Origin of the sequence: Shewanella abyssi (assembly GCF_023284025.1) — a bacterium.
In the GTDB taxonomy this organism is placed as follows: Bacteria; Pseudomonadota; Gammaproteobacteria; order Enterobacterales; family Shewanellaceae; genus Shewanella; species Shewanella abyssi.
Window position 1 is genome coordinate 22,631 of record NZ_JAKIKR010000035.1, and the last position, 15,876, is coordinate 38,506.

The 15,876-nt window shown below is 48.1% G+C and carries 21 protein-coding genes; 8 read left to right on the plus strand and 13 right to left on the minus strand.

Annotation, left to right across the window (positions count from 1 at the left end; all coding sequences use genetic code 11):
• Positions 1-20: 20 nt before the first annotated feature.
• The 5 genes from L2755_RS14800 to L2755_RS14820 are packed head-to-tail and all read right to left on the minus strand — an operon-like array spanning position 21 to position 3,431.
• Positions 21-755, minus strand: coding sequence for a flagellar basal body rod protein FlgF (locus L2755_RS14800; protein WP_248981459.1), 735 nt, complete (start codon positions 753-755; stop codon positions 21-23).
• Positions 756-764: 9 nt separating this feature from the next.
• Positions 765-1,973 (minus strand): flagellar hook protein FlgE, encoded by a 1,209-nt coding sequence (flgE, locus tag L2755_RS14805; protein WP_248981460.1) that lies wholly within the window; start codon positions 1,971-1,973, stop codon positions 765-767.
• A gap of 22 nt (positions 1,974-1,995) precedes the next feature.
• A complete protein-coding gene (locus tag L2755_RS14810) occupies positions 1,996-2,655 on the minus strand; it encodes a flagellar hook capping FlgD N-terminal domain-containing protein (RefSeq protein ID WP_248981461.1) in 660 nt (219 codons plus the stop codon).
• Positions 2,655-3,074, minus strand: a complete 420-nt coding sequence (gene flgC, locus L2755_RS14815) for a flagellar basal body rod protein FlgC (protein ID WP_248981462.1) — start codon at positions 3,072-3,074, stop codon at positions 2,655-2,657. Before flgC ends, L2755_RS14810 begins: the two co-directional genes overlap by 1 nt.
• Positions 3,075-3,080: 6 nt before the next feature.
• Entirely contained in the window at positions 3,081-3,431 is a 351-nt protein-coding gene (locus L2755_RS14820; protein WP_202287476.1) for a flagellar basal body rod protein FlgB, read from the minus strand.
• 84 nt (positions 3,432-3,515) lie between these two features.
• On the opposite strand from L2755_RS14820, the gene flgA reads away from it, so the two are divergent.
• From flgA to flgN, 3 genes are all read left to right on the plus strand, one after another.
• Positions 3,516-4,262 carry a flagellar basal body P-ring formation chaperone FlgA gene (flgA, locus tag L2755_RS14825; protein ID WP_248981463.1) on the plus strand — a complete coding sequence of 249 codons (747 nt, stop codon included), beginning with the start codon at positions 3,516-3,518 and terminating at the stop codon, positions 4,260-4,262.
• A gap of 109 nt (positions 4,263-4,371) precedes the next feature.
• Positions 4,372-4,659, plus strand: a complete 288-nt coding sequence (flgM, locus tag L2755_RS14830) for a flagellar biosynthesis anti-sigma factor FlgM (protein WP_248981464.1) — start codon at positions 4,372-4,374, stop codon at positions 4,657-4,659.
• Positions 4,652-5,110, plus strand: coding sequence for a flagellar export chaperone FlgN (gene flgN / locus L2755_RS14835; RefSeq protein WP_248981465.1), 459 nt, complete (start codon positions 4,652-4,654; stop codon positions 5,108-5,110). The genes flgM and flgN overlap by 8 nt, the downstream gene beginning before the upstream one ends.
• A 12-nt stretch (positions 5,111-5,122) precedes the next feature.
• On the opposite strand, the gene L2755_RS14840 is transcribed toward flgN, so the two are convergent.
• The 8 genes from L2755_RS14840 to L2755_RS14875 all read right to left on the minus strand — a co-directional run bounded on the left by L2755_RS14840 (position 5,123) and on the right by L2755_RS14875 (position 13,028).
• On the minus strand, positions 5,123-5,536 hold the full coding sequence (locus tag L2755_RS14840) for a flagellar FliJ family protein (RefSeq protein WP_248981466.1): 414 nt from the start codon (positions 5,534-5,536) through the stop codon (positions 5,123-5,125).
• Positions 5,533-6,879 carry a FliI/YscN family ATPase gene (locus L2755_RS14845; protein WP_248981467.1) on the minus strand — a complete coding sequence of 449 codons (1,347 nt, stop codon included), beginning with the start codon at positions 6,877-6,879 and terminating at the stop codon, positions 5,533-5,535. The genes L2755_RS14840 and L2755_RS14845 overlap by 4 nt, the downstream gene beginning before the upstream one ends.
• The gene (gene fliH / locus L2755_RS14850) at positions 6,866-7,618 is read right to left on the minus strand and encodes a flagellar assembly protein FliH (protein WP_248981468.1); all 753 of its coding nucleotides are present in this window, start codon (positions 7,616-7,618) and stop codon (positions 6,866-6,868) included. Before fliH ends, L2755_RS14845 begins: the two co-directional genes overlap by 14 nt.
• Complete coding sequence (locus L2755_RS14855; RefSeq protein ID WP_248981487.1) at positions 7,618-8,604, minus strand: flagellar motor switch protein FliG; 987 nt, start codon at positions 8,602-8,604, stop codon at positions 7,618-7,620. The genes fliH and L2755_RS14855 overlap by 1 nt, the downstream gene beginning before the upstream one ends.
• A gap of 48 nt (positions 8,605-8,652) precedes the next feature.
• A complete protein-coding gene (fliF, locus tag L2755_RS14860; RefSeq protein ID WP_248981469.1) occupies positions 8,653-10,374 on the minus strand; it encodes a flagellar basal-body MS-ring/collar protein FliF in 1,722 nt (573 codons plus the stop codon).
• Between the two features lie 79 nt (positions 10,375-10,453).
• On the minus strand, positions 10,454-10,792 hold the full coding sequence (gene fliE, locus L2755_RS14865; RefSeq protein ID WP_248981470.1) for a flagellar hook-basal body complex protein FliE: 339 nt from the start codon (positions 10,790-10,792) through the stop codon (positions 10,454-10,456).
• 29 nt (positions 10,793-10,821) lie between these two features.
• Positions 10,822-12,129, minus strand: a complete 1,308-nt coding sequence (locus L2755_RS14870; protein ID WP_248981471.1) for a sigma-54 interaction domain-containing protein — start codon at positions 12,127-12,129, stop codon at positions 10,822-10,824.
• Positions 12,126-13,028: a MotY family protein gene (locus tag L2755_RS14875; RefSeq protein WP_248981472.1), complete on the minus strand. Its 903-nt coding sequence runs from the start codon at positions 13,026-13,028 to the stop codon at positions 12,126-12,128. Before L2755_RS14875 ends, L2755_RS14870 begins: the two co-directional genes overlap by 4 nt.
• Before the next feature lie 420 nt (positions 13,029-13,448).
• Between L2755_RS14875 and L2755_RS22330 the strand changes: the two genes are divergently transcribed.
• From L2755_RS22330 to L2755_RS14900, 5 genes are read left to right on the plus strand one after another with little or no spacing between them, the layout of a single operon-like run.
• On the plus strand, positions 13,449-14,330 hold the full coding sequence (locus L2755_RS22330; protein WP_248981473.1) for a FliM/FliN family flagellar motor switch protein: 882 nt from the start codon (positions 13,449-13,451) through the stop codon (positions 14,328-14,330).
• Positions 14,323-14,679 carry a flagellar motor switch protein FliN gene (gene fliN, locus L2755_RS14885; RefSeq protein ID WP_248981474.1) on the plus strand — a complete coding sequence of 119 codons (357 nt, stop codon included), beginning with the start codon at positions 14,323-14,325 and terminating at the stop codon, positions 14,677-14,679. Before L2755_RS22330 ends, fliN begins: the two co-directional genes overlap by 8 nt.
• Positions 14,680-14,681: 2 nt before the next feature.
• Entirely contained in the window at positions 14,682-15,410 is a 729-nt protein-coding gene (fliP, locus tag L2755_RS14890) for a flagellar type III secretion system pore protein FliP (RefSeq protein ID WP_248981475.1), read from the plus strand.
• A 42-nt stretch (positions 15,411-15,452) separates the two neighbouring features.
• Positions 15,453-15,599 carry a hypothetical protein gene (locus L2755_RS14895; protein WP_248981476.1) on the plus strand — a complete coding sequence of 49 codons (147 nt, stop codon included), beginning with the start codon at positions 15,453-15,455 and terminating at the stop codon, positions 15,597-15,599.
• A gap of 4 nt (positions 15,600-15,603) precedes the next feature.
• Complete coding sequence (locus tag L2755_RS14900) at positions 15,604-15,873, plus strand: flagellar biosynthetic protein FliQ (protein WP_248981477.1); 270 nt, start codon at positions 15,604-15,606, stop codon at positions 15,871-15,873.
• Positions 15,874-15,876: the final 3 nt, after the last annotated feature.

The following is a 15,876-nucleotide window of genomic DNA, read 5'->3' on the forward strand; positions in this document are numbered from 1 at the left end:
ATTATCCTTTTAAATCGAATCTAGGCATCGCGCAGCAGTCGATTACCCGCTTCTGCGAGTTTTTCAGCGCTTTTCATCAGTTTGACTTGCACTTCAAACTGACGGCTCAAGTCCATAGAGGCAATAAGCTCGGCCACAGCTTGAACGTTGCTCGCTTCAAGAAAACCGCTGCTAAGCCTCACTTGTTCACTGGCGGCTAAGGGCTGGCGGTCGGCTGGGTACAGTAAACCGTCAAGGCCTTTGGACATGGTACTGATGTCTGGATTCACCAGCTTGAGCTGGCCTACCTCTTCAATAATACCGCCTTCGTCAGCGATGATGCTTAAGCGGCCGTCATCACCGACAAATAGCTCGCGGTATTCTGGTAACACAATTGGACCATCTACTCCGGCGACAGGGCGACCGTCTAGCGTGAGCTGACCGTTAGCGTCTGGTTGTATGGCTCCCGAGCGTGTATAGCCTTCACCTTCTGCGGTCATCACCGAGAATAAACCCTCGCTATTGATGGCAAGATCTAAGGTTCTGCCTGTTGGATTCAATGCGCCACTTTGCTGACTAAAGCCGCTGCTTTGGGTTTGTGCCAAGACGCGGGTTGGTAAACTGTTACCGGTTGGGGCAACAGTCATCGCGTTAACGCGCTCTAAGTCAGCTTTAAAGCCAGTGGTGTCAGCATTGGCTAGGTTATTCGCGCGGATAGCTTGCGCTTCCATCACTCGGGCTGCGCCTCTGGCGGCGGTGTAGATCATTCTGTCCATGAGTTAGGCCTAAATCGCGTTGAGCAATGCTTGTTGCATCGTTGAGTTGGCATCTAGCACCTTGGCGTTTGACTGATAGTTGCGCTGGGCTGTCATCAAGTTCACCATCTCAGCAGTGGTGTCGACATTGGAACCTTCAAGGTATCCAGAGGCAATAGAGCCCAAGGTGCCCGTGGTCGGTGTACCTATGATTGGCTGGCCTGCGGCATTGGTCGCCGTCCATGCGTTATTACTCACCGGGGTTAAGCCGTTAGGATTGTTAAAGTCAGCCAGTACCACTTGGCCTTGCAGCTGCTCTTGGCCGTTGGTGTACGTGCCGAACAGCATGCCGCTTTCATCTAAACGAATGCCGTTTAGCTCGCCAGAGGTGTACCCATTCTGGCTCAAGCTGGAGTTGTTATAGTCAGAGGCATATTGGGTGCTCTTGTCATAACTCAGCGCCAGATTCATGTTCGATGCGCCAGCCACAATGTTAGGGTCGCTGATGGCCAAGGTTAATGTGTTACCGCCGGTAAGAATACCGTCAGAGTCAAAGTCCAATTGATGGCCGCCCGCGGGTGTCACGTCGGTATTGCCCATCATGTAATGCACCGACCAAGTATTATCGGCTGTTTTGACATAATACTGGGTGAGGGCGTGCTCCTTACCGAGTGAGTCATAGGCGGTCACTGTGCTTGATGAGTGATAGGTGGCTGCGTTACCGGGATCAAATGGAGTGGCTACGGGATCAATGACATTCACTCTAGCGTCGAGGTTAGAAACTAAACCCAAGGTGGTGGTTGCTTTGGCGGGCAGGGCGCCTGCTTGTATTTGCAGGTCCGCAACGTTACCTGTTTGCAGGTTACCGGTAGCACCGACAGAATAGCCTTGCAGGCGATTACCAGCAGGATCGGTGACAAAACCATTGGCATCTTGATTAAACATGCCTGCTCTGGCGTACATGGTGTTGCCATCTTGGCCACTTAATACGAAGAAACCATCGCCCTGTATGCCCATATCGAGCTGACGTCCGGTGTAGGTTAAGCTGCCACCGTTGGTGAAGTTTTGGCTGGTGGACATCATATTAACACCGCCACCTTGGCCGCCGTTGTAGATGGCTGAAAACTCGCTACGCCCGCTGCGAAAGCCAACCGTTGAAGAGTTAGCAATGTTATTACTGATGGTATTTAGATCTTGTGTGGTTGCTTGTAAGCCACTTAACGCAATATTGAAAGACATCGATTAATCCTTTGCTAACCAGTTATGAAACTTCAGAGATTTCCAGCACAGAGATAGTGCCAAGACCATTACCTAATTCAGCCATCATCATTCCTGAGGCGCTGATAAAGTGTATTTTTTCGATTTCGGCTTTGATAAATGTGTCGGCCGTTTTCTTAACGTCACCGCTGGTGGTGTTGGCGACGATGCTGTAATCACCCGGTGGAAGACCTAATGCTTCAGGGTTAATTGTAAAGCCAATATCACCGGCTTCTTGTGAGCCCATTTCCAATGTTTGTACCACTTCGCCGTTGTTGTCGATGATATCGATACTCAAGGCTTCAACGGCATTTTCGAGATAGGTCTTACCCTCTAGCGGCAGGTTATCGATGTTGAATTCTGACGCGGGCACCATGGCATCTTTGCCGACTAGCTGTGCGGATTGCACCACGCCAAGATTTTCCATTATCACCATTGAGGTCGACTGGTTTGCGCGCATCTGCTCCAAGCTTTCTACTTGAGAAAACTGTGCTAGTTGGGTTACGTATTCGGTGCCATCGATGGGGTTAGTGGGGTCTTGGTTCTTAATTTGGGCAATCATCAAGGTCATGAATTCGTTCTTGATGGAGGCCGAATCGTTACCCGGCGAGCTAATGGTATCAGTCGCATTGACAGTGGTGTTAGTGTTATTGGTGACGTTCATTATCTCGCTCCTAATTGCAGTAAACCTTGCTGCATAGAGCGGGCACGGTTCATGATTTCGACGTTGGTTTCGAATGAGCGGCTAGCTGCCATCATGTCGGCCATCTCTTCAACGGTATTGACGTTGGAGTAGGCCACATAGCCTTGCTCATCGGCATAGGGATGGTCGGGTTCATAGCGTAGATCCAGTGGTGCAGCTGATTGCACAATGGCGGAAACTTCCACATGAGCACCAGCGACCTGACCCTCTTGGGTCTGTTTATAGATGGTTGAAAAAACAGGTTTCAATGCACGAAAAGCCTCATCAGGGCTTTTTGCCGCAGCGCCCGCATTGGCTAAGTTACTGGCGACCGTATTTAGGCGAATGGTTTGAGCGTTCATGCCTGCACCGGCAATTTGGTAAATTTCTGAAAATGACATAGTGGCTTATTGACCTTCGATAGCAGTGCGTAGACCTGAAATCTTCATGTTGAGGAAGGTCAGGCTGGTTTGATAATCCATGGCGTTTTGCGAGTATCTAGCTTGCTCTTGCCCTAACTCAACGGTGTTTTGGTCGCTCGAGGTTTGGTAAGGAACTCGGAAGCTTTCTTGGTAATTTCGATCTGGAGACATACCGGCATTGATCTGTAGCATCACTGTTTTAAAGTCGAGATCACGTGCTTTGTAACCGGGAGTTTCGGCATTGGCTAAATTACCTGCCAGCATCTTGCTGCGCTCAACTCTAAAGTCTAAAGTGTGCGGGTGAATACCTAATGCGGCATCAAGGTTGATAGCCATTACGACTCCTAGTATGGTATGTCCAGTTTAATTGTTATTGGTATATTCAATTAATGTGCCAACAGTTATAGTTGAGGTAATTCAATGGTTTGTATGTATGAGTGGCGAAAGATCGGAACCTGTATTTCCTACTTCCTCCTCTGCGCTTCCTGTTTATTTCCGCCGCTCAGTGTGGCGCAAAGTGAGACTGATACGCCGCTGCAAATTGAGAAAGCATTTAAGCAGTTATTAGCAACAGAACTGCATGAGTGGCAACAGCAATCAGGGCTGAGTCAACTCGAGTCGAAGCTCGATATTAAAGTGCCATCGGGGGCAAAAAGACTCGCGAGGTGTTCGTCAGCATTAATGATTGAGGCCGCCAAGAGTGTTCCTTTGGGCAATGTGCAGCGTAAGGTGAGTTGCGAGCCAATGGGCTGGAGCTTATATGTGCGGGCGTCGGTCGATGTGAGGGCCAAACTTCCTGTGGCCAATCGCGTGTTAAAGCGTGGGGTGCAGATCTCGGCGGCAGATATCGATTGGAAACGGTTAAAACTGGGCGCAGCAGACAGAGATCTCGTGACCGATATCGAGCAGATCATTGGTCGACAAGTGGTGCGAAAAATACGCCGTTATAAGCCGATTAAGGCGTTGCAATTAAGTGCGCCGCAGTGGGTGAATATTGGTGATCGAGTGATTATTGAAGCCCGCAGTAACGGCTTTTATGCCAACATGCCCGGTGAGGCATTGGAAGGGGGGGGGGAGGGCAAAGCGATCCGGGTTAAAAATTTGAGTTCGGGTAAAATCATCTCTGCCTATCCGATAGCAAAAGGGCGGGTGGCCACCCTGTTTTAATATCGGGTTGCAGCGGTTACTTTTTGACTAAATAAATCGTTTTGTTATTTCAGATTGGCATCAAAGGGTCGCTTTACCTCCTACAGTAGGCGTATTTAAGGCAGCAATTATGGACATTAGCAAAGTAAGCAGCATGCTCAATGCTGACATGGGCATGAGTAAAAGTAAGACGCAAAGTGCGGCACTTGTGCCGGAAAAGCCCGTTGCAGTGCCGATTAAGGTGCAGCAAGAAGTCAGCGAAGATTGCAAGCTATTGGAGCATACTAAATACAGCTTGGAGCAGTTACCTGACTTTGATCTCAATAAAGTGGAACAGATCCGTCAATCTTTGGTGGATGGAAGTTTTGAGCTAAACCTCGAGCAACTGGCTGAAACTATGGTGCAACAACATGGTTGATCCCCTAGTCACCACTAACAAGCGCGAGCTAGTCCAAGGTATAGTGCGTGGTATTCGCCAGGATATTGAAGGCTATAAGCAGCTAAAAAGCTTATTAAAACGCCAGCGCGAATTAATGCAGCGCCGCGACAATACCGGCTTAGCTTATCATAACCAGCATCAGTCTGAGCTTTGCAGTAGCTTGACGCGTAAGGCAAACGAGCGCCGCAGAATGTTGCAAGCCTTAGGGTTTTCAGGTAGCGCCAGTGGCATGGCAACCTTGATCCGTAAGTTACCGGCATCATTGGCAGCAGAGGTTTCACTATTGTGGGAAAATCTACTGTTATTGGTCAAAGAGAGTCAATCGGTCAATGAATCTAATGGTCAGCTGTTAGTGGCGCAGCAAGAGGTCATCAATCAATTACTGAATCGAGATAAGGATACAGCTATCGATTACGGTGAAACACGTTAATTGCTTGCCAGATTAACGCCGACTGTAATACCCCGCTAAATCATCAAGTAGCTTCTGTTCTTGCTTTTGCAGTAGCAGATCATGTTGCTGTAAACGTTCTTTATACAGCCACTGTATCCCTTGTTGGCGGCCTAGCTGTTTACGCCACAACCCCTGCATTCTCTGCCGCTCTTGTTGTAATAACAGCTGTTTGCGAGTCAGCTGTTTTAACATTGGCTCGATAGCTTGCACCATCTGCGAACTGTTTTGCAGCAGCAGCGCTGATGGGCAAGCCGCATTAGCGTGAGTGTAGTCTGAGATCATCTGCCCCAACTGTAGCTTCTGTTGTTCTATGGTATCAATTTTGCGCTGTGCGGCGTTTCTTTGCTGTCCAAGCTGGCTGAGCTTTTTCTCCTCTTGCTGGCATAACCTTAATAATTGCTTCATTCGCTATCTCCAGCTGTTAAAGAGAAGCCCATTTGACTCACCAACAGCGCTAATGCGTTAAGACTTTGGCTTAAATTGGCTTGAACATGGGTCTCTTGGCGTAAAAAGGCTGCCATCTGAGGGTAGGCGCTGACGGCCATATCCATCTCAGGATCATTACCGGCTTGATACCCGCCCAAAGGCAGTAGATCTTTAACTTCGTTATAGCGTCCATTGAGATGACGAAACCACTGTCCCTGTTTGATGGTATTAGGTTGCGCGACTTGTGTTGCTAAGCGACTTACGGATGCTGCGATGTCAATTGCCGGGAAGTGACCCTGCTCTGCCAGCTTACGATTTAGCACTATATGGCCATCTAAAATGGCGCGAGCTGAGTCGGCAATCGGATCTTGTTGGTCATCGCCTTCGGTCAATACGGTATAGAATGCGGTTAAGGTGCCTGTTGGGTGCTGGCTATTGCCTGCCATTTCAACGAGGCTAGGCAGTTGTGCAAAAGCCGATGGCGGATAGCCTTTGGTCGCGGGTGGCTCACCTAAGCTTAGGGCTATTTCTCGTTGGGCTTGGGCGTAACGTGTTAATGAATCTACCAGCATTAATACGTGTTTGCCCTGATCGCGATAACCGGCGGCAATGTGATGACACAGGCGCATGGCACGCATGCGCATTAAAGGCGTGGTATCAGCAGGCGCAGCGACCACCACGGCACGTTTACGCCCCTCTTCGCCCAGAGACTCCTCGATAAACTCTCTGACCTCTCGGCCGCGTTCGCCAATGAGCCCGACGACCACAATATCGGCCTCAGTAAAGCGCGTCATCATGCCTAATAGCACACTTTTACCCACGCCTGAACCTGCAAACAAGCCTAAACGCTGGCCACGGCCAACAGGTAGCAACGCATTAATCGCGCGGATCCCAACATCTAATGGATCCCGAATGGGAGTACGCTTGAGTGGGTTAGTAGTTTTGAACTGCAGAGGCACTTGAGGGATGTGTTTTATGCAGCCTAGATCATCAAGTGGTTGCCCTAAACCATCGAGCACTCGGCCGAGTAAACCAGGCCCGGTCGGAATTTGATAACGGCCCTCAATTGGCATGACGCGCGCGCCAGGCATTAGGCCACTGGTTGGTTCAATCGGCATTAGGCACAGGGTATCTTTGTAAAAACCGACAACTTCGGCTTCGACCAAGTGATTGTCGCGGCACTCTATATGGCAGCGGTCGCCGGTGCCCAGTTGGCAACCGACAGCCTCGAGCAACAGGCCATTGACTCGAGTCAGACGGCCATAAACCTGGGCGACGGGGACCTTGGGCCAGTTGAGAATATCAGCACTAAGCTTCAACATCTGCCTCGTGTAATAGTGGCTCTTGGGTGGCTGGTTTTTCTTGCAAGTGTGTTTCCACTTGAGCCATGCAGCGGTCGAGGCGAGTCTCTACTGATGCGTCAGCATCGGAGGTTTCGCTAACGATACGGCAGCCGCCAGCGCTAATGCTGGCATCGGGAACTAGGCTCCAAGAGTGGATCTTGTCTGCGGCTAACTCTTTTAGTTTGTCCACAGCACTTGGTTCAAGATGTATTTTGACCTTGCTTGGGTCGTCTGGCAGCGCGGCGAGAGTTTCTTCAATTAGGGCTAAGATCTGCTGCGGCTGCAGGGTCAACTCGCAACGGATCACTTGCAAAGCTACCCGCCTGACGAGATCTAAAATTAATGACTGTTGCTGCAAAATCTGTTGATTGTGCCCCTCTTCAAGTACCGATTGCAGCGCACTGATGGGAGTGAGGATACTATTGAGCTGCTCATCAATACTGTCTTTACCTTTTTGCTGCCCCTCGATTCGACCTTGATTGAAACCGGCGGCATAACCTGTTTGTTGCCCCTCCTCTTCACCGGAGCTAAAGCCTGCTTGATGGCCTTTTTGTACGCCTTCGTTGTAGCCTTTATCGAACGCCTGCTGAAAATCTTGCCAGGTGGCAGTTTCAGTGTCGCCATTACTCTCTGCTATCAGAGGTGAAAAACGATGTCGGCGTGCGTTTTGGCCGATAAGGCGCCAGCGTGGGTCTGTTTTATTAAGGGATTGGCTCATTATTCTACTACCTGTTCTTCAAACAGTTGCAACTCGAATTCGCCGTCGTCCATCATCTGCTTAGCCAGTGTCATTATCTCTTTTCGAGCAGCAATCGCTTGGCTTAATGGCACGCTACCAATGGCTTCGACTTGAGTTTCGATTGCCGATGACATGCGTTTTGGTAAGGCGCTAAGTAGGGTGGATTTAAGCTCGCTATCGATTCCTTTTAGTGCAAGAGCAAGCACATCGGCTGGCACTACGGCCATGATCTCTTGTAGCGTTTCTGGTTTCTGACGTCCGAGAATAATGAAGTCGAACATGTTGTCTGCCACATTGTTGGCTAACTGTTTATCATGGAGTTTGAGCATCTCCATTAACTGTTCTCTGTCGCCGTCAAAACGGTTGAGGATATCGGCAACTTGGCGTACGCCGCTGATCTGAGTGTAACTTTTCCCCATGGCAATTAGCATGCAGCGTTCGACCAGCTGCTTTAGTTCATCTACAACCTCGCGATCAATGTCTCCCAATTGTGCGATACGCACCAGCACCTCATCTTGGACTTCAGCGGGGAGTCCTTGCAGCACTTGTGCAGCACTTTCTGGCGGTAGCAAGCCTAACAGCACTGCTTGCAGTTGGCTGTGCTCGTTGGCTATTTCGCGAGCCAGCAGTTGTGGTTCAACCCATTCGAGTCGTTTCACGAGGGTCTTGACTTCATCACCGTAGATACTGTCTATCAGGCTTTTAGCAACGCGATCCCCTAGGGCGAGATCCAAGGTTTTTTGCAAATACGTGCGTGATGCTCGAGCAATACCAGATTGTTCTTGATAACCCTTAAAGAAGCGCCCCAGCACCGCTTCGGCTTCGTTTTGCGTTATGCTCGCTAACCGCGCCATTTTGTGGCTTAAGTGTTGCACATCGTTACGATCCAAGTGCGCCATGACTTGAGCGGCACCTTGTTCACCCATGCTAAGCAGCAACATGGCGGCTTGCTCTAGGTTGTCCATTTTTATTGTGACTTCATTATTATTCACGGTTTGGTTTACCTATATTCGTTAAGCCTGATGAGACTGTTGTTCGCTTTCTTGGTCATTAATCCAATGGGATATCACTTCGGCCACGCGTGCTGGCTCTTGATTCGCAAGCAAGCTGAGGTGTTCCATCTGTATCGTGAGTGGTGAGCCCGGTGCAGGTAAGCTGAGATTACTGCTCCAGTTGCTGCTGGCGTTGGTATCGGTAATATCCAGTAATGCATCCGTTTGTTGCTGTGCATCGCTAATCGCATTGTTGCCACTGGCTTCTGCAGGTGGCATTAATGGTGCAGGGGCATCCTGCTGATTGTCTTTGATGTTGTAGTCAACCGTGCGGGTTAAATGCTGTACTAGTGGTCGTAGTACGAAGAAGATCATCCCGAGCCCTAAAATCGCACCGATGAAATAGCGTAAGTATGCTTGGTAGCTTTCGGCTTGCCACCAAGGCAATGGCTCAAACTCAACCACTTTCATCGGGGCAAAATCAAAACTACTGATACTGAATTGGTCGCCACGGTTGGTTGAGTAACCAATTGCGCCCTGGACCATGTTACTGATCTGGTCGAGTTGCGGTTGACTCCAGCCTGTAGCACCTGCGGCTTGGCTATTGAGCAGTACCGCGATTGAGAGGTTTTCTAACTGCATCTGCTGGTAACGGGTGTGTTTAACTGAACGACCAATTTCAAACTGACGGCTCTCTTGTTGGTTAAGATTGGTGTTGCTGTTGGCGGCCGGTGCTGCTCCGGCCGTAGGAGGCTGATTACTCAAGGCGCCTGGGATCCCCAGTGCCATGTTGCCACTGGTTTGTTTTGTGCTTTGATTCTCTTGGCTTATCACGGTTTGTGGGTCAAGGGACTCACGTGTTTCTTCAACTTGGTTGAAGTTAACGGTGGCTGCCACCTGTACCTGAAAATTATCTTGTCCGAGAATCGGCTGTAGCATGCTTGCGGCGCGGCTAACCAAGCTTTGCTCAAGCTCCAGAGTGTATTGCAGTTGTTTATCTCGCGCTTGGGTTAGGTCCTGATTGGCATTGATATCAGCACTTAAATGGTTACCCTCTTGGTCGACGATTTGTACGCGTTCAGGCTTCATCCCAGTCACACTACCGGCAACTAAATTGGCGATAGAGGTGATTTGTTCAGGCTGTATGTGCTGACCAGCAAACAGCGCTAACATCACCGAGGCCGATGGCAACTCAGGTTGTTGACGAATAAAAAGGGTTTTCTTGGGGATGGCTAGATGAACTCTCGCAGATTTAACCGCCTTGAGTGCCATGATGGTCCGTGATAATTCGCCCTCTAAACTATAGCGATATTTTGCTTGTTCCATAAACTGGCTGGTGCCAATGGTTGATGCATCAAGTGAATCCATGCCTGATGGGACCTTGGCTTTGACGCCGCGAGCGGCGAGCAGCATACGGGCGTTACCCAATTTGTCTTCTGGTACTAACACCAAGCCCGTGGTCGGGTCGAGGCGATAACGGATCCCTTCGATTTCGAGCACTTCCATGATACGAGAGGTCTCGACGTTTTCCTGATTACCATAAAGCGGACTATAACCTCGGCCGGTACTCCACAGCATTAACACGATGACGCAGGCGGTGACGATAGCCAAAATAGCCAGTGTGGCGGCGTAATTGTCGCCATGGCTGAACTGCTGCCATTTTTGCTTCAAGCTGTTAAGGCGATCATTACTGCCATTTACATCGGTTACGACGGGGCTGGTTTGAGTCAATGTGGTCGACATGCTTTGCTTATTCCTTGCTCAAAAAGGCGAGTTGAGTTCTTGGCGTTATGACGCGAATGGTTAACCGAGTACGCATGGCTTAGATAGGCATTTTCATGACTTCATCAAATGCTTGTACTAAACGATTGCGGATCTGAATCATGGCTGAAAATGACAGACTGGCCTTCTGCGATGCGACCATGGCGCCCACTAAGTCGTCACTTTCACCACTATCCACGGCTCTAATGAGGGCTGACGTGGTATTTTGATCAGTATTGATTGCGGCAACTTTATGCTGCATCAGTTCGGTAAATGATGCGGGCTGCAGCCCGAAGTCTCGGGGATTAGGGCCAATTTTAATTGCCCCTTTGGCCATTTCAGAGTGGATACTGAGTTGCTGGATCATTGACTGGGCGCTGGCGATGTTGGCATTTGACATTGGTGTTCCTTAGTTGTGCTGATGGTGACTTACGCCGCGTGACCAGAAGATGACAAAATTTGTTCTATATCGATACCTTCCTCCCGCATCTGTACCAGCTTGTATCTTAGCGCCCGGGAGGTCATGCCAAGGGCTTGTGCAGTGTGATTTCGGTGGCCGTTATGGCGTTTTAGGGTATCGATAATGTATTGGAACTCTGCTTGGCGTTTTGAGGCCTTTAGACCTGATTCATTGGGTTCGGCGAGAGTGTTAACCTCTTGACTCGCTAGGCCGAGATCTTCAGCTTGCAGGGCTTGTCCGCGACGCATGACAAGTGCTCGCTGGATGGTGTTTTCAAGCTCTCGAACATTGCCTGGCCAATCGTGGCTGAGGAGTACATTGCGTGCCTGTTCGCTGAAATAGCAGTGCTGGTTAGCGGCTAAAATTTTATAGCGCTGCAAAAAATGCTCGGCGATGGGCAGAATGTCTTCACGCCGTTGCCTAAGTGGGAGTATTTTTATCGGCAGCACATCTAAGCGATAGAACAGATCTTCTCTAAATTGTCCATCGAGCATCGCTTGGCGCAGATCTTTATTGGTGGAGGCAATAATACGAATGTCGAGTGCAATTGATTTATGGCTACCTAAGCGCTCAACTTCTCTTTCCTGTAGAACACGCAGCAATTTTGCTTGCAATGATATTGGCATCTCCGCTATTTCATCGAGCAATATTGTGCCACCGTTGGCGAATTCAAATTTACCAGGTTGGTCGGCGTTGGCGCCAGTAAAGGCCCCTTTAACATGGCCAAATAGAATTGATTCTAAGATGCTTTCAGGGATGGCGGCGCAGTTGATGGCGACAAAAGCCTGCTCTGCACGATCGGAATGACGGTGAATATAGCGAGCCAAAGGTTCTTTACCTGTACCACTTTCGCCAGTGAGTAATACGGTGGCTTCGGTATTGGCAGCACGATGGGCTAGCATAAGTAACTGGCGACTGACTGGTGCGGCGCAAACTAACTCATTATTGGGTAATTCGAGTCGGCGTAATCGCTGCAGCAGGGAGTACAGCTGCTCTTCGTCTATAGGCAGTAGCAGATAATCTTGCACGCCACATTGCATTGCCATACTGGCGAGTTCAGTTTGTTCCGGTTCTAGTAGTGCGACTTGGTGTTTACTTGGAAACTGCTTCAACAGGCTTGCCACATTGTTGCAGCTGCACTGCGAGAGATTAACTAAGCTCAACCATGGCTGTTCGTTATCATTGGTTTGCCAAAGACTGAACCCTTGTAGAGCGATTTTTTTCAGGCTTGCTTGGGGTAATTGAGCGTCGACAAACCTTAAACTAGAGCGATTCACTTTAATGCTCCCCAAGCCGAGTTTTTGGCGGGCGGAGTGGCTGATTTGACTAAACGTACGCTGACTCTTCGGTTTAGCTTTCGCCCTGCGCTATCTGTGTTACTGGCTACGGGTGCACGATTGCCGTGATGTCGTGTTTGGATGATCTGTGGCGCAACGCCAAGCTCAATGAGTCGAGACTTCACTTCGTCAGCACGCGCTTTACTGAGGACTAAGTTAGCCAGTCGTTCACCAGAGGCATCGGCATGACCATCGATTAATACCTCAATGATACTAGGGTCTGCTTGAAGGTAGCGCTGAATAGCGTAAAGATCTTGTTCATGTGCAGGGCTTAATAGGCTTGAACTGCTCGCAAATTGCAGCTCAAGACGGCGCAAATAGCTAAAGGGCTTCGGCAGCAACTGTTGACGGCAGATCCTAAATTGATTGGCAACGGTTTGGGTGGAAACTGGGCTGGAGCTGACTCGATATCCACTACCTTCAGTTGCGATATCTACCTGCCAGGTTAAGCCTTGTTCGAGAGCCTCTAAAAATGGGTTGGTATCGTGTTGAGTCAATGCTTGAGCACCTGACCAATTTAGTGACGTTGTCGCGATAGGCTGTTGGATCTGTGCTTGCCAAGAGGGTGGGACTACCGCGGCTTGGCTTTGGATATTGTCTAAACTTAACCAGTCAGCGCTAAGGGATAAAGTGAGTGCTTCGCCAGGATTTGCCATAAGCCCAAAGGTACCAAAATGATGCACTCTATGGTTAATTTTACAGCCAAATGGATCCCCTGAAAACTGCCATTGGGCTTTTTCAAAAGGTGTTTGATAATTAATCGATTCTGCAAATAGGTTATTTGTGGTGAATGTACAAATAAAGAGCAAACAGGCCGAAATATAAACAGAGAATTTCAATTTCCCATAATCCTTAAATGTAGAAGTTACTATTTAATATCGCTATTTTTAATGTTGCCAATTAAACACTTAATATTAAAACATGTAAAACATTTTATTATATATTTTTATATAAATAGATGTGCCGCTGTTTTGTTTGGGAGTTAATGTATTAATTCTGGTTGTATGACCAGTTGTTGTATATTAGCTGAGCGTGCTTGGGCTTGTGCTTTAATACAAACTGTTACATTTTAGCATGTCTTCGATTTTGATCATAAGATCTTGTTTTTAAGAGTTTTGGGTGTTTTAATAAATAGCGCTTTAGCATTCAGTGTTGAGTGGTTATTGTATTTAGATGTTATTTTGACACTCGTCATTTTAATAACTATTTCAACTGTAGTGTCGATTGTTTGACGATCGAATTATTTTGTAGGAATTAAAGTGAAAACAACAGCGAAAGCTAGTTTAATTAAATCTAACGAAGCTTTTGAATTAAGGCCTGTGGTATTGATTAAAGAGAAGTTAGCTAGGAGTCGATTATTAACGCAATTGTCATTGCGTCAGCGTAATACGCTGGATGCTATAAATGAATTACTGATGCCGATTATACGTCAAGGTCATTTAGCGTTATCAAATGTGTCCCTAAGTGCCAAAAATAACCAGCTGACTCCGCAGTTACATGATGCTTGGTTTATATTGAGTTATAACCGTATTGAGTTGGGGTGGTGGCAAATTGACAAGTGCACCCTAGATCAGTTGGCAAGCGGTTATTATGGCAGTTGTTTGACCGCACCCAGATCCCCACTAAGAGCTCCTAGCCACTCTGAACTGCGTATTGTGAAACGGATGATCATGGCTGTGATAGCAACGCTACCCGTGACTGACATGGATGCCGATAAGCTAGAGCTTGAACTGGTAGTGAATAATGCTCCGATTAAAGCCCCGGTTTGTTGTGAACTGAGCTTTCCACTTGGGCATGTTGGTCCCCCTATGCGTTTTTATATGGCTGAGCACTTGTTGGAATTGATGGCAGAGCAGCCGAGTCAGTACCAGGCCGACCCAGAATTGTCGGAGAAGCTAGCCAATAGACTTAAACAGATCCCACTACGGACTTCACTTGAGCTTGGGCATCAAAGTATGCCTGTAACCTCACTGCAAAACGTTGCAGTAGGCGATATTTTGCCGATGAATTTACACTCTCGCTGTCCGCTGACCATCGGCAAAAGACCGCTTTTTTACGCCACAGTGCATACCCATGAAGGTCAAATGGTGGCCAAATTATCTCAAGAAGCCTTTCAAATGGAGGAGCAATCCAATGGCTGAAAATAGTGTTTTGCAAGATGACAATTTTCTTTTAGACGACGATTTTTTTGCAGAAGATGCGGTTGATGAACCTAAGGTACAGCCTAAACCTGTAAAAGATTTGTCCTTTTTTAATCAGCTGCCGGTACATGTGACATTGGAGCTCGCTAGCGTAGAGATATCGCTAGGAGAGTTGGCGAAAATGGGTGAGGGCGATGTCGTTGCGCTTGACCGCATGGTTGGAGAGCCGCTTGATATTCGCGTCAATGGTGCATTGCTTGGGCGTGGCGAAGTGGTTGAAGTTAATGGTCGTTATGGTGTGCGTTTGCTTGAAGTTGAAGCAACCAGCCTTACGGGAGCTGTTAGTTAACTATGTGGCGAGTGTTGCTGGTTATATTAGCCTGCTTTTCATCGGCGGCGTACGCAGGAGATGGGCTCACGTTATTTTCATTGGCTGATGGCGATAAAACTCAGTCGGTGAATATTAAATTAGAGATCTTGGCATTAATGACGGTGCTGAGCTTTCTTCCTGCTTTATTGATGATGTTGACCAGCTTTACTCGAATTATTGTGGTGTTGGCAATTTTACGGCAAGCATTGGGTTTACAGCAAAGTCCACCCAATAAAGTGCTGATAGGCATAGCCTTGGTCATGACCATTTTCATTATGCGTCCGGTGGGGCAATCGATCTATGACGATGCATTTCTACCCTACGATCAGGGCCAAATTGAGTTAATGGAAGCGGTTGCGATTGGAGAAAAACCATTGCGGCAGTTTATGTTGGCACAAACGCGTGAAACTGATCTGGAGCAGATGCTTAAAATAGCCGATGAACCTATCACGTTAACGGCTGAACAGATCCCTTTCTTTGTGCTTATGCCTGCATTTGTATTGAGCGAACTAAAAACAGCCTTTCAAATTGGCTTTTTGCTGTTTCTGCCTTTTTTGGTGATCGATTTGGTTGTCGCTAGTGTCTTGATGTCCATGGGTATGATGATGCTTTCGCCGCTCATTATCTCCTTGCCGTTTAAACTGATGGTCTTCGTATTAGTGGATGGATGGTCAATGACGGTGAGTACTTTGGTGGCCAGTTATGGATAGCAAGATAGTCGACGGATTAAGTCTGCAGCAGAGGAGTCATAGATGGAAGGTGTAAAGAGTGACCAGCAAATGTTGGCTCTATCGATGGGTGACATCATCTATTTACTGCTTGGTGCCATGATGCTGATGTTAGTCGTGCTCAATGACTGGCCTAGGGTGATTGGACTACTCGTGCGCGAGATCCTTTAGGGTTATGGATGTCAATGAACTCACCGGGATGTTTGCCGAGGCGATATTTCTGGTCGTAACCATGGTGGGGGTTTTAGTCGTACCGGGGTTATTGATGGGGTTAGTGATCGCTGTTTTTCAAGCGGCAACTCAAGTTAATGAACAGACATTGAGCTTTTTACCGCGACTGGTACTGACCTTACTCATGGTGGTTTTTTCCGGTGAATGGTTATTGATGCAGATAACGGATTTCTTTAATCGGTTATTTATGAATATTCCCCATATTATTGGCTGAGGA